General features: G+C 57.1%; 11 protein-coding genes and 1 pseudogene. 7 read left to right on the plus strand and 5 right to left on the minus strand.

Going from position 1 to position 12616, the window contains the following annotated elements; translation table 11 throughout:
• Positions 1-249: pseudogene (locus WCA10_RS01370) on the minus strand (hypothetical protein); the annotation flags it as partial.
• A gap of 142 nt (positions 250-391) precedes the next feature.
• Between WCA10_RS01370 and trhA the strand changes: the two are divergent.
• From trhA to rpmA, 5 genes are all read left to right on the plus strand, one after another.
• Complete coding sequence (gene trhA / locus WCA10_RS01375; RefSeq protein ID WP_472820684.1) at positions 392-1030, plus strand: PAQR family membrane homeostasis protein TrhA; 639 nt, start codon at positions 392-394, stop codon at positions 1028-1030.
• Between the two features lie 127 nt (positions 1031-1157).
• Positions 1158-1523, plus strand: a complete 366-nt coding sequence (locus WCA10_RS01380) for a hypothetical protein (protein ID WP_472820685.1) — start codon at positions 1158-1160, stop codon at positions 1521-1523.
• 104 nt (positions 1524-1627) lie between these two features.
• Positions 1628-4408 carry a GH36-type glycosyl hydrolase domain-containing protein gene (locus tag WCA10_RS01385; RefSeq protein WP_472820686.1) on the plus strand — a complete coding sequence of 927 codons (2781 nt, stop codon included), beginning with the start codon at positions 1628-1630 and terminating at the stop codon, positions 4406-4408.
• A gap of 362 nt (positions 4409-4770) precedes the next feature.
• Positions 4771-5097, plus strand: a complete 327-nt coding sequence (gene rplU, locus WCA10_RS01390) for a 50S ribosomal protein L21 (RefSeq protein ID WP_472820687.1) — start codon at positions 4771-4773, stop codon at positions 5095-5097.
• Positions 5098-5130: 33 nt separating this feature from the next.
• Positions 5131-5394, plus strand: coding sequence for a 50S ribosomal protein L27 (gene rpmA, locus WCA10_RS01395; protein ID WP_472820688.1), 264 nt, complete (start codon positions 5131-5133; stop codon positions 5392-5394).
• 145 nt (positions 5395-5539) lie between these two features.
• On the opposite strand, the gene WCA10_RS01400 is transcribed toward rpmA, so the two are convergent.
• Positions 5540-6388, minus strand: coding sequence for a hypothetical protein (locus WCA10_RS01400; protein WP_472820689.1), 849 nt, complete (start codon positions 6386-6388; stop codon positions 5540-5542).
• Between the two features lie 139 nt (positions 6389-6527).
• Complete coding sequence (locus WCA10_RS01405) at positions 6528-6698, minus strand: hypothetical protein (RefSeq protein ID WP_472820690.1); 171 nt, start codon at positions 6696-6698, stop codon at positions 6528-6530.
• 373 nt (positions 6699-7071) lie between these two features.
• Here WCA10_RS01405 and gyrB point away from each other — a divergent pair, with 373 nt between their 5' ends.
• Positions 7072-9666, plus strand: coding sequence for a DNA topoisomerase (ATP-hydrolyzing) subunit B (gene gyrB / locus WCA10_RS01410; protein ID WP_472820691.1), 2595 nt, complete (start codon positions 7072-7074; stop codon positions 9664-9666).
• Between the two features lie 298 nt (positions 9667-9964).
• The gene (locus WCA10_RS01415) at positions 9965-10591 is read left to right on the plus strand and encodes a hypothetical protein (protein ID WP_472820692.1); all 627 of its coding nucleotides are present in this window, start codon (positions 9965-9967) and stop codon (positions 10589-10591) included.
• Positions 10592-10666: 75 nt separating this feature from the next.
• Here the strand turns inward: WCA10_RS01415 and WCA10_RS01420 are convergent, their stop codons facing one another.
• Together WCA10_RS01420 and WCA10_RS01425 are read right to left on the minus strand one after the other, a co-directional pair.
• The gene (locus WCA10_RS01420; protein WP_472820693.1) at positions 10667-11290 is read right to left on the minus strand and encodes a hypothetical protein; all 624 of its coding nucleotides are present in this window, start codon (positions 11288-11290) and stop codon (positions 10667-10669) included.
• 8 nt (positions 11291-11298) lie between these two features.
• A complete protein-coding gene (locus WCA10_RS01425) occupies positions 11299-12390 on the minus strand; it encodes a peptide-N4-asparagine amidase (RefSeq protein WP_472820694.1) in 1092 nt (363 codons plus the stop codon).
• Positions 12391-12616 lie beyond the last annotated feature (226 nt).

Below are 12616 nucleotides of genomic sequence, written 5' to 3' on the forward strand. Positions count from 1 at the left end.
AGTCAGGTCCGGCTGACGCCGCATCTGTCGCTCCATCCACTCCCGGATGGCAGCCGTAACCAGGCTTTGCGGACCGTGCCGCCATGCACCAATCTCGATCTGGCCGGTCTTGCGCCGGCGCGCCGACAGCTTCTTTGCCCAATCCTCACTGACACCAAACCGCTTCGCCAGTTCCTTCAGGCTTCCTTCCCCACGGTCATACGCCGCAAAGAACTTCCCTCGCAGATCGTTCGAGTATGGTTCCGGCATCTGGGTGTGCGGACAATCGCCACCTTTAGCTTGCAACACAAATGACCCCGTGTACAGTAACTAGTGAAATGCTCTAGCATTCATCTCCTGCGATATGGTTCAGTCACTGAAGGTCGACCCTTTCCGCGATTATCATCGAGCCGTGCAAACTCACTTTCGCCTCGGCGACATCCTGGCCAACGCGATTACACATGGCGTGGGTGCAGTGCTTGCGATTGCGGGAGCGACCTACCTGATCGTTGCGAGCACGCGCGGTTCAGCCTGGGTCGTTGTAAGCTGTTCTATCTTTGCAGGCACACTGGTGCTCGTTTACCTTTGCTCCACGCTCTATCACTCACTGGTGCGAACGCGCGCGCGCCATGTGTTACATGTGCTCGATCACGCGGCCATCTATTTGCTCATTGCAGGAACCTACACGCCCTTTACGCTTGTTTCACTTCGTGGTCCGGTCGGGTGGACTCTGTTTGGGATCGTCTGGGCACTTGCGACCGCAGGCGTCGTCTTCAAAAGCTTCGCCGTCGGGCGGTTTGCGGTAGCTTCCGCCGCTGTCTACCTCTTCCAGGGATGGGTCGTGATTTTCGCGGCCCGGCCATTAATGCATGCCATTAGCCCGCACGGCCTGATCTGGCTGGGAGCAGGCGGCCTCGCGTACACCTTCGGCATCGTGTTTTTCGCATTGGATCGCATTCCGTACTTTCATGCTGCATGGCATTTGTTCGTGCTGGCCGGAAGTGTCGCACACTACGTTGCCATCCTGTTTTACGTCGTGCCGCAGGCGTGAGAGCGGGCGAAACTGCCTTTTGTACCGCAACAATTCATTCCACATTACTTTTGGGTGGGACTGACCATTGGACCTTTGATTTTTGCAGGATTTCCGATGCTACACTTCGCGTGGAGTGAACAAGAGCATGACACCCGATCCCTATCGCCAGGCATACGACAAAGCCCTCGAAGATCTGACCCTGATTTCCCAGAAGTTCGAACAATTGAGCACCCGCAAGAAGCTGGTCGAGAATCTCCTCACCGCCCTGCAGCCGGTATTTGTCACCATGGAACACAAAGGTCACGAGACCCCTTCTCACGCAACTATCGAAACCCAGCAAGATGCGCAGGAAGGCCCAACCGAAGCGCTCGAAACAGCCGAGCCCGCGGGCGGTTACTCCTTTCTCGATGTCCCCGCTCCCTTGCCTGCGGATTCTGACGGCGATCCGTTCCAGCGGCGCGTAAAGGCAAATTTCCGCTTCAAGGGCCTCACAGCGCAACGCTCCTGCTAATACCGCTCCCGAGATTCAACCGCAAACCTCATGGCTCGCAGACCATGGCCGGCACCGACTACAATCGCGTGTCGGCCAATATGTTTGCACCGAGAGGGTGGTAGATGGAAGCAACGCGCAGGGAGTTCTTGCGAGGGTCACTGGGAGTCGCGGTCACCAGCAAGTACCACGGGACGGCTTTCTGGCCCGCAGCAGGCGCGCACGAGGTTGCATACGGATCAAGCAACTTCGGCGCGTGGATCGAGGATGAATTCGGACTGCCCGCCTTCCAATACACGTGCAATCAAACCACCGATCCGCGAGCTGTCACGCAGGTTCAGCCCGGAGTCCTGACTCCGACGGAACATGTCCACCAGGTCGGCAATGATCGGATCATCGCGCTTGCGTCAAACTACGGCCATGTCCGCGTTCGTCAGGATGAGGGAAGCCCGAAATTCCTGAACGACGTCGATCCGGAGACCCACCAGTTCGGTGGCGGCCTCGGCTACCTCACCGACGGTGAAGAAGCGCTGACCACCTGTTACGACGGGAGCAATGCCGCGTTTGAGCGAATCTTTGGCATTGGTTATTACCGCAAGAAAGTGCGGGGCGCGAAATACTCCATCGACCAGGTAATCTCGGCGCCCTTCGGCGACGATCCTGTCCTGATTTCACAGGCGACTCTGACCAATCACAGCGGCGCCGCTGTCACCATACGTTGGCTGGAGTATTGGGGATGCCAGCCGTATCAGTTTTCGTATCGTGCCGCCATCGAGTCGATGACCGGAATCGGCACTCAAACAAAACTCCGCCGTGATCTTGGCAAACGGTTCAGCCATCGCATCGTGCAGATCGACGGCAGCAAGGGCCTGCTTGAGGCAAAGCAGTTCGAAGAGCGATCGGCGCAGGAAGAAGCCGCATGGGAGCGCGCAAAAGCGATGTTGCGCGCAAACCCCAACGGATTTACCGCTCCGGTCGCCGACCTGAGGACGGGTACTGAATTCGAAAGTTTCGATCTGCCGCAGACGTTTCTGGCTTCTCTCGACGGTCCCGTGAGCGGATTCAGTTCCGACGCCGCTGCATTCTTTGGCGAAGGTGGCCCGGCCAATCCCAGCGGTTTGAAGCAGCACCTCGACGGCAAAATCGACGCCAGCGAAAAACAAACCGGCCTTCTACTCGAGCGCACACTGCAACTCGCTCCGCACCAGAGCCACACGGTTCGATTCCTCTACGGCTATCTTCCAGAAGGTTTCGCGCTCGATGCACTCATCGCGAAGTACGAGAAGGCCGCAGGCTCCGTTTTATCCGAATCAAGCCGGACGTGGAAACAAAAAGGTATGCGCTTCGACGTCCCGGCAGAACCGTGGGTGAAGCGTGAGTCGACGTGGAACCACTACTACCTCAGGAGCAGCCAGACCTTCGACGATTTCTTTGGCGAGCACATTCTGAATCAGAATGGCTTCTATCAATACACCATGGGTTTCCAGGGAGCCGCGCGCGATCCGCTGCAGCATTGTCTTCCCTTCCTCTTTAGCGATCCTGAGATTGTGCGCAGCGTCATGCGCTACGCGCTCAAGGAAGTGCGTGACGATGGTTCCCTTCCCTACGGAATCGTCGGACACGGCGTCGTGGCGCCGATGGCGTCCGACAACGCCAGCGATCTTCCGCTGTGGTTGCTGTGGACCGTAAGCGAGTACGTGCTGGCGACGCGGGACATCGATTTCCTGGATGAAAAAGTTCCTGCGCGTTTGTCGTCGACCGCAGACCGCACCGATACCGTCCACAATCTGCTCGAACGATGCTATCGACACCAGGTCAACGACGTTGGAGTCGGACAGCACGGCACCATGCGCATGAAGGTGGACGACTGGAACGACGGGCTCATTTACACCTGGGCGCAAAAGGCGTTCAAGGAATGCGTCCAGACCAGTGAAAGCGTCTTGAACTCCGCAATGGCAGCCTGGGTTTTTGACAAATACGCACGTATGCTCGACTTCGTGGGTGCTTCGCCCAGTCTGGCGAAAGAGCTTCGAGCAAGTGCGGACCAACAACGCGAGGCAACCCGCGCGCAATGGAACGGAAAGTGGTTCAAGCGAGTGTGGCTCGGCCCTACGCTCGGTTGGCTCGGAGAATCGACACTATGGATCGAGCCACAACCATGGGCCATCCTGGCCGGCGCAACCACAGAAACCCAGACCCGCGAACTCGTGCGAAACATGAATAATCTCTTGCGGCAAGGCCCCCTGGGGGCAGCCCAGATGAGCGACGGGCCCGACATGCGCGATAAAGGCGGAACGAATGTCGGCACCCTGGAACTGGGCGCCATCTGGCCATCCCTCAATCAGACCCTTGTCTGGGCGCTGATGGGTGTTGATCCGGCGATGGCATGGGACGAGTGGAAGAGAAATTCGCTTGCTGCGCACGCCGATGCTTATCCGGATATCTGGTATGGCGTGTGGAGCGGAAATGACTCGTATAACTCTCCATTGAACAAGCGTCCAGGCGGCGCCGCCAATGAGCCGTACTTTCACGGCACCGATTTTCCTGTCCTCAATCTCCACTCGCACGCGTGTTCGCTGTACTCCGCCACCAAGCTTTTGGGATTGGAATTCACCCGCGATGGGCTGGATTTGAATCTCACTCTGCCGTTGGATTCGTTTCGCTTCGACTCGCCGCTGGTGGGCGTCGTGAAGTCCAATGGAAGCTATGAAGGTTGGTATGCACCCGCGAGGGCAGGAAAATGGACCGTTCGCATTGCCATCCAGAAGGGATCAGCCGGCAAGTTTTCGCATATCGAGGCAAATGGGAAACGGCTTCCCATCCAGAACTCGCCCAATGGATCTATTGAGATCGCTGGGACAAGCACACCCTCAAAACCCATGCGCTGGGCCTTGGTCAAAGAATAGGAATCCCATCATCCGCCAGGATTCGCTTCGCACCTAAATTGCTCATGTGAAGCCATATAGCTTTCGATACCGAGGCGAGGACTTCCGCAGGCCTTTGCCTCAAAACGACCCTTGGAGTCCCGCGGCTCTGAAGAAAGCCGTCCGAGCACGGCTCCCCGCGAATCCTCGAAGCTCGCATTGACCCCGACCCGCAAACCCGGTAAACTACTCTAGTTTGGCGATTCCTGCCTGTCGCCGCGGAGCCAACCGCTCGCCCACGGGTCTTTCGGCGCTCGAGCGTACCGCGGACTGGAAGTTTCCGCCCGAATTCTTTTGATTTCTTGGAGCAGGTCCGCCGTGTGTGATCAGGCTCTGGAGGGTTTATGTTCGCGGTCATTCGTACCGGTGGCAAGCAATATCGGGTCGCGCCAGGCGACGTAGTCAAGATCGAATCCGTCGCTTCTGACAGCAACACGCTTGAGTTTAGCGACGTTCTCGCCTTCAGCGGCGAAGCTGGAAGCCTCACCAAGCCGTCTGCCGCCAAGGTGACGGCCGAAGTAGTCGGACAGGGTCGCGGCGACAAGATTCTCGTCTTCCACCTCAAGCGGAAGAAACAGTACAAGAAGATGCAGGGTCACCGGCAAAACTTTACCGAGGTGCGCATCAAGGCGATCGTTGCCGATGGCGTCACTTACACCGCTGAGAAGTAAGCGGACCAAAAGATCTAGAAGGGGAACAACGCAATGGCACACAAAAAGGGTGGAGGCAGCTCCACAAACGGACGCGATTCCAATGCACAGCGGCTGGGCGTGAAGGCCTTTGGCGGGCAGCTCGTCACCGGTGGATCGATCATCATGCGCCAGCGTGGCACCAAGATCAAGCCAGGCACCAACGTCGGCATCGGCTCGGACGACACACTCTTCGCCAAGGTTACCGGTCGCGTGAAGTTCACCGATCACGGCAATCGCGGACGCTACGCCTCCGTCGAGCCTGTCGCAACGGAATAGGATCAGTCCCAATCTGAACATGCAAGGCCACGGTTCGCCGTGGCCTTTGTTTTCCCCTCAGAACAGCTTTAGTGCGGTTTCAGCGAAAAAGAAAAGGCCAAACCCAAAGGCTCGGCCCATTCCTTATCTACGAATTCAACCAGGTTTACGATTTCGATTCGTTGCCTTGCAGGTTACGCGTCAAGACCTTCTCCACCACGCGCTCCACGTCAGTGAGGAAGAAGCCGTTCGCCGGCTGCTGCACCGCAACTTTTGTGCCGTGTCCAAGCGCCGAAGCAATTTCGTTCCAACGGTAGATGGTGGAATTCGCCGGCATCACCACCGGCTTGCGCACTCGCTCCGGCATCGCGCAGTAGGCGATCCACGTGCACAGAGTCACTAGAATCACGCCCTCGTAGGCAAACTGCACAGGGGCATTCAGCGAAGGATTCGCGGGCCCTGCAAGCGCAGCAACGATGAAGTCGTTCGCGGACATCAGTCCAAAACCAATTCCAAAACCAAAGACAACATCCCTGGCCGAAAGCTGAAGAGCATTGAGACACAAGCAGAGAAAAGCCAACAGACACAGCTCAAGAATGCTCACTGAGCGCATGAGTGCAAACGCTATGTCGGGGATGAGCATCGCGTTCACATGCGCGAACGAAACGGTGCCGAGGCTCGCGACGGCGGAGACCAGGGCAACCCAGCGAAATACGACAGTACCCAGCCGCTTCAAACCTGAAAACGCCGAAAGCACCGAGCGGAAGATTTCGAGAGTGACAAAGAATAGTGTGATCGCGCTGGCGATGTACACTGCCCAGTATGGGTAGAAGTAGAACGGAAAATACTGGTGGCCCCAAGGCTGCGCCTGCAGATAAAGAAGACCCAACAAAACGGGCATCGAGCCTACTCGCAATAGGAGGTATATGTTTAATGCGGGAAAACGCTTATGCAGCCCCTTCTTCCAAAACAGGAAGCCGAGCGCTGCCCACAGCGCGAATTCAACCACACTCATTAGAGACATCATAAAATCCAAAGGCATACAAAGGCCTTTCTATCCTGAGGGTCCTCTCAGAATAGTCCCTGCGACCTTTGGAATCAAATGAAAACACAAACCGGACGTGTAGCACTTTGGTGCTAGTAACGCCTTTTAGTTACTTTGTGGTGTTGGTGCATCCCATGCCCGGACCACATGATGGAACCGGCAGCCCGGCCGTGGCCGACTGGTGGCTCGAAAGCATCTGCTTCGGGCTCGAAGAAACGGAGGCAGCGGCGGCACCGGCGACGACCAAAGACAGGACAAAAACGCGAAATACGAGTTTCATAGTTGGTTACCCCTCACAGAAAAGTCAAATCAAGATGTTGGACTACTAACACTTTTATGGTAGTGCAATTACTACACTAAGTCCAGCTTTTTCAACTACATCGAAAGTATCGCACAAGTAAGTGACAAAAGTAACATTATTCTTCGGTAATCTACCCCGAAGTACTCAATTTAGTTACTCCTCCTGCGCACACGTAATGAGTCGTCGCGACCCGCGATTTGCACGGTTTCGCATGGTAAAATATCTATACGTAGAGTTCTCTCGAAACCCTCGTGTTTCAAGCGGTTAATCCCCAGAATTGTGGCCCGGACTTACACCCGGACCAGCCTCGACTCAAGACCGCCCGAGGCGAACATTCAGCGAATGGAAAATTATGGCAACTGAACCACGCGATCTAAATTCCGCCCCTGACGGTAACGGCAAGTACACCGGCGAAGACATCACCGTTTTGGAGGGCATGGAGCATGTGCGACTCCGCCCGGCCATGTACATCGGCTCCACCGGAGAGATGGGCCTGCACCATCTGGTTTACGAAGTAGTAGACAACTCCGTCGATGAAGCCCTCGCGGGTTTTGCAAAGAAAATCGACGTCACCATTCACGTCGACAACTCGATCACAGTCGTCGACGATGGCCGAGGAATTCCCGTCGACATGATGACGCTGGTCAACGGTGAGCAGATGCCCGCCGTGCAAGTCGTGCTCACCAAGCTCAACGCGGGAGGAAAGTTCGATTCCTCCAACTACAAGGTGTCAGGCGGACTCCACGGCGTCGGCGTAAGCTGCGTCAACGCACTCAGCCAGGAACTGAATGTTGAGATATGGCGCGACGGCCATACCTGGGAGATGGATTTCAGCTGCGGCACTGCAACCAGTGAACTGCGCATGGCCGGCACATCCAAGAAACGCGGTACCAAGGTTCACTTCCTGCCCGACAGGACGATTTTCACCGCCACCGAGTACAACTACGACACGCTGGCTCAGCGTCTGCGCGAACTCGCTTTCCTCAACAAGGGGCTCGAAATCATATTGACTGACGAGCGCACGTCCGATCCCAAGACCGGCGAGGCCCGCCGCGCCGAATTTCGCTACGCCGGCGGCATTGCGGAGTTCGTCAAGCACCTCAATCGCGGTAAGTCGGTGCTGCATGAGAAGCCAATCGTGATGGAAGCACAGCGCGACAACGTGGAGATCGAGATTGCGCTGCAATATAACGACAGCTACTCCGAGTCCGTCTTCAGTTTTGCCAATAACATCAACACCGTGGACGGCGGCACGCATCTCTCAGGATTCCGCACTTCGCTTACGCGCACTATCAACGCGATCGGGCAACAGCTTGGCCTGTTCAAAGACGTAAAAGAAAACCTGAGCGGCGACGATGTGCGCGAAGGTCTCGTTGCAGTGGTTAGCGTGAAGCTGCCGCAGCCGCAATTTGAAGGCCAGACCAAGGGCAAGCTCAACTCCGATATCGCCGGAACCGTGCAGGCATTCGTCAACGAACGTTTGGGGATGTTCCTCGAGCAAAATCCGCCGATTGCCCGCAAGATCATCAACAAGGCGATTGAAGCGGCACGTGCGCGCGAGGCGGCCCGCAAGGCACGCGACCTCACGCGTCGCAAAGGCGCCCTCGATGGCGGTGGACTGCCCGGCAAGCTGGCAGACTGCTCTGAGCGCAATCCCGACCGATGCGAACTCTATCTCGTCGAGGGTGAGAGTGCAGGCGGAACCGCCAAGCAGGGACGCGATCGGCGCTTCCAGGCAATTCTGCCCCTGAAGGGCAAGATCCTGAATGTGGAGAAGGCGCGCTACGACAAGATGCTGGGCCACGAAGAAATACGCGCCATGATCACGGCGCTCGGATGCGGCATCGGCAAGGACGACTTCGATCCAACGAAGATCCGCTACGGCAAGATCATCCTGATGACCGACGCCGATGTCGACGGCTCGCACATCCGCACCCTGCTGCTCACCTTCTTCTTCCGCCACATGACGGACCTGATCAAGCGGGGAAACATCTACATCGCGCAGCCGCCCTTATTCAAGATCAAGAAGGGCCGGTCCGAGCAGTATGTGAAGGACGAGCGCGAACTCAATCGTGTGGCCATCAAGCGCGCTTCAGAAGGCATGATCGTGCGGCATGGCGAAAACGCAAGCCACATTGATGGCCCTGAGCTTACGCGCTTTATGGGATACCTCAACGAGTATCTTGGCTTTGTCGAAAAAGTGGACAAGCGTATTCGCAACGAAAAGCTGACGGAGTTGATCGCGCGCGCTGAGCTGACCCATCGCGCCGACTTCACTTCGAAGAATGGGAACGAAATTCCCACGAAGCTCGCACAGCTCCACGACCAACTCGTCGAGATTTCTGATGATTTGGGAATCAAGATCGACAAGCCGGTCGAAGATGATGAGCACCACACTTGGTCGGTTTGCTTCACCGACTCGCAGGGCGCATCGCGCTGCATTGACTGGACGCTGGCTTCAAGTCCCGAGTTTCGCCAGATGATGTCAAAGTATTCGCAGATTAGCCAGTATCTCGAGCCTCCCTTCCTCATCGAATACGCCGCAAAGGCAGCGCCCGAGCCCGCGGCCGATGAACTCGAAGGCACCGAATTTGAAGAAGGCGAGACGCCGGCCAAGGTGAAAGCCGAAGCCAAAGCGGCGCGGCGAGCATCGCGCGTCCCGCACGATCCTGTCGAGAAGGCAACCGCTCGCGAACTGTTCACCTACATTGTTGAACAGGGCAAGAAGGAATACGATGTGCAGCGCTACAAAGGCCTTGGTGAAATGACCTCGCCGCAGCTTTGGGAGACCACGATGGATCCCGACCGGCGAACCTTGCTCCAAGTCAAGCTCGAGGATATTGCCGAAACAGAGGCAATCTTCACCACGCTGATGGGCGAAGACGTAGAATCGCGCCGTAAATTCATTGAAGACAATGCACTCGACGTCAAGAACCTCGACATTTGAAACTTCCACTTTTTTCTCCTGCAGTTTTCGTGGATTGTCGCGGGGCGTTATCATCGTTCCCGCGGGATCCTGAAGCCTCTTGTTGCCGGTTGCTTTATTCCGAAAATCCCCCAAGGAAAAAGGAGTCTGCATCATGAACATCCGTCCCACCTTAGCTCTCTGCGCATCAGCCACTCTTGCAATCGCTCTGTCCTTCGCGGGATGCAAGTCTAGTACCACGCCGCCAAACCAGGCCAGCTCATCGCCAGCAACTTCGCAACCCGCAGCCGGACAGCCCTCCTCGGGTGAGCCAGCGTCAATGCAACCGTCTGCGCCCGCCCAGTCCGGAGCGCCCGCAAGCCAGCAGGCATCTGTGCCGGCTCCGCCTCCACCGCCCACCGTCATCACGCTTCCGAGCGGGACCGCCATTCGCGTTAGGCTTGACACCGATCTAGGCTCCAAGATTTCACAACCAGGCGACTCCTTCAGCGCCACGGTTGCGGACGATGTAAGGAAAGACGGCGCGATCGTGGTCCCAAAGGGTGCGCGAGCGGAAGGCACAGTGATCGACGCGAAACCGCTTGGACGCTTCAAAGGCGGAGCATTGCTCTCAATCAAGCTGGAACGAATCCATACCAAATGGGGAAGCTACCCGGTCGCCACGAGTTCTATTTCCCGTGCTGAGAAGGGCAAGGGTAAGCGCTCCGCAGGCTTTATAGGTGGAGGCGCGGGCCTCGGCGCGCTGATCGGTGGAATCGCAGGCGGCGGCAAAGGTGCTGCCATCGGCGCTCTCGCGGGAGGAGGCGCGGGCACGGCTGGAACCGCATTCACCGGAAATAAGCAGATCGTGCTGCCTGCCGAGAGCTTGCTGACATTTACGCTCGATCATTCCGTTCACATCACCCAGCAGAATCAGCCGGACCAACCGCAATTGCAGCCGCGCTAAAAACTGCTCAGACTTCCATCGAAACTAAGAGGCGAACTCCCGGCTGGGAATTCGCCTCTCGCCGTCTGCCCACTCTTAGTTGTTGTTGCTGCACCCAGGACCATCACTTACAGATACCAGCTTCTGATTTTCTGCCGCGATCGTGCGATCGTAGCAACCCCGCGACGGATCGTGCAGTCGATACGTCTGCGTCGTGCGCGCCCCCATCGGCCCAAGGAATTTGCCGTTCGAATCCCACTTCAGCGTATCGGTCGCGTTCACATGATTGCTTAGGTCGCTGATCGTCGCCTTTCCTCCCTGCGGATTCTCGAGGACATGCACCAGGTCCTGCTGATCGCTCGTGGTGGTCTGGCTGAAGCTGCCGTCGGCATTCACAATGAACGAGTAGCCGATGTTCAGCGGGTATGAGAAGTGCCTCTCAACGGCCCCCGCAAGGAAACCGCCCTTGGTCGTAACCCGCGAATCGAGTGTGGACGTCTGCTGCGCATTTTGGACGTCGGTGTTCGCATTCACGTCAAACTCCTGCTGGCTCAGGAAGTCCACCGTCTGCTCCACCGTCGTTTCCACGCGTCCATGCGACGTGTTCACGTATCCGCTGATGGTGAAGCTCCGATTCGATCCGACCGTGACTGAACCGGTGTAGGTTGGGCCAGTGCCGGTAACGACATTCTCCTGGACCACCGGGTTCGGTTCCGTCACGGTATTTGTCAGAACTCCGCCCGTAACCTTGCTCCCTCCGTGATCCTCAACACGAGAAGATTCGCGGTCGCAAGAAAGTAGCTGTTGGCGTTGTACACGCTCACCGCGACGGTGTGTGCATTGCCATCCGAAAGAACTCCCGCGAACGGCGTCAGGTCGACGCGGTATGGCTTGAAGTCGAGTGTCTGCACGCCGGGAATTGGCTCCCACAGGTAGGGATCGATACCCCCGGTGTAGATCCACGGGTAAACGGGCGCAACCCCCGCCGGTTTGCCGTCTATCCAGATCTCCGTTTCGCGAAATGCAGTGTTGCCGCAGCTCTCCAGGTTCGACGTCTGATCGTTGGGCACGCAGAAATACCAGAACTCATCATTGCTCTGGCTCTGCGCAATCACGTCAAGATAGACGCGCTCCACATTCGTCGGCAAATTGAGCGACTGGCTGATGGTGTCGGTCGTGGTGTTCAGCGTTCCGGCATAGCCTCCACCGCCATTCACCGGCACAACCACATCCGCAGTCACCGGCGCCGGATCGTTCCACGACACCGGGTAAAACTCCAGCGCCGCGTTGGCGTAGATGATCCCGTTGTACGTGACGCCGGCATAGACACCAACGAAATTACCGATATTGGCTTCGCCGGTCTGTGCCGATTCGAAGAGAGCCGTCAGATCGGTCACATCGTGCTCAACGTGCCATGAAGGGCTCAGCGAGGCGCGAGGTTCGGCCGTCGTGCCGTAGAAGATGTTCGCTTTTCCAAGGTAAAACGCTGCCGTCCGATCATATTGCCGACCGGCGGTAACGGTGAAATCTGCCGTGAACACAACTTTCGCCCACGGTCCGGGACAGCCGGCAGGCGGTGTGTAGCTGAAGGTTTTCGGGGTGAAGTCGGCAAACGCGAGGTTCTGAAAGAGGGGAACGACGCATGGCGTCGTCGCGGGTCGCTGCACCAGCGGTGCGGCGGTAATGGGGTTGGATGATCCAATTTGCGGCGTCGTCGGTACAGTCACAACCTGCGCCGACGCAAGTGCTGCAAACGCAGAAACAATCGCCACGGCGATTACTTTCCTGCCGAGCGCTCCGGGGGAAGAAGTCATTTTCATGGGATTGGTTTCCTTCCAGGACTTGCGAAGATGCGGCCCAATATAGCACGCAAAATGGCAATTTATCTCCACATAATGCTCATATTGATCAAAATTATGGACAATACAATCATTTCGTTGTAAATTTGCTCCACGGCTGAGAAGTCCGATGTGACCCCTTCGGCACTATAAGCCAACTCATCGCACTCCGTCGGCGCCGTCATCGGAGGCGTCGGTTAGTCTCCGG

The organism is Occallatibacter sp., assembly GCF_049582745.1.
Classification (GTDB): Bacteria; Acidobacteriota; Terriglobia; order Terriglobales; family Acidobacteriaceae; genus Telmatobacter.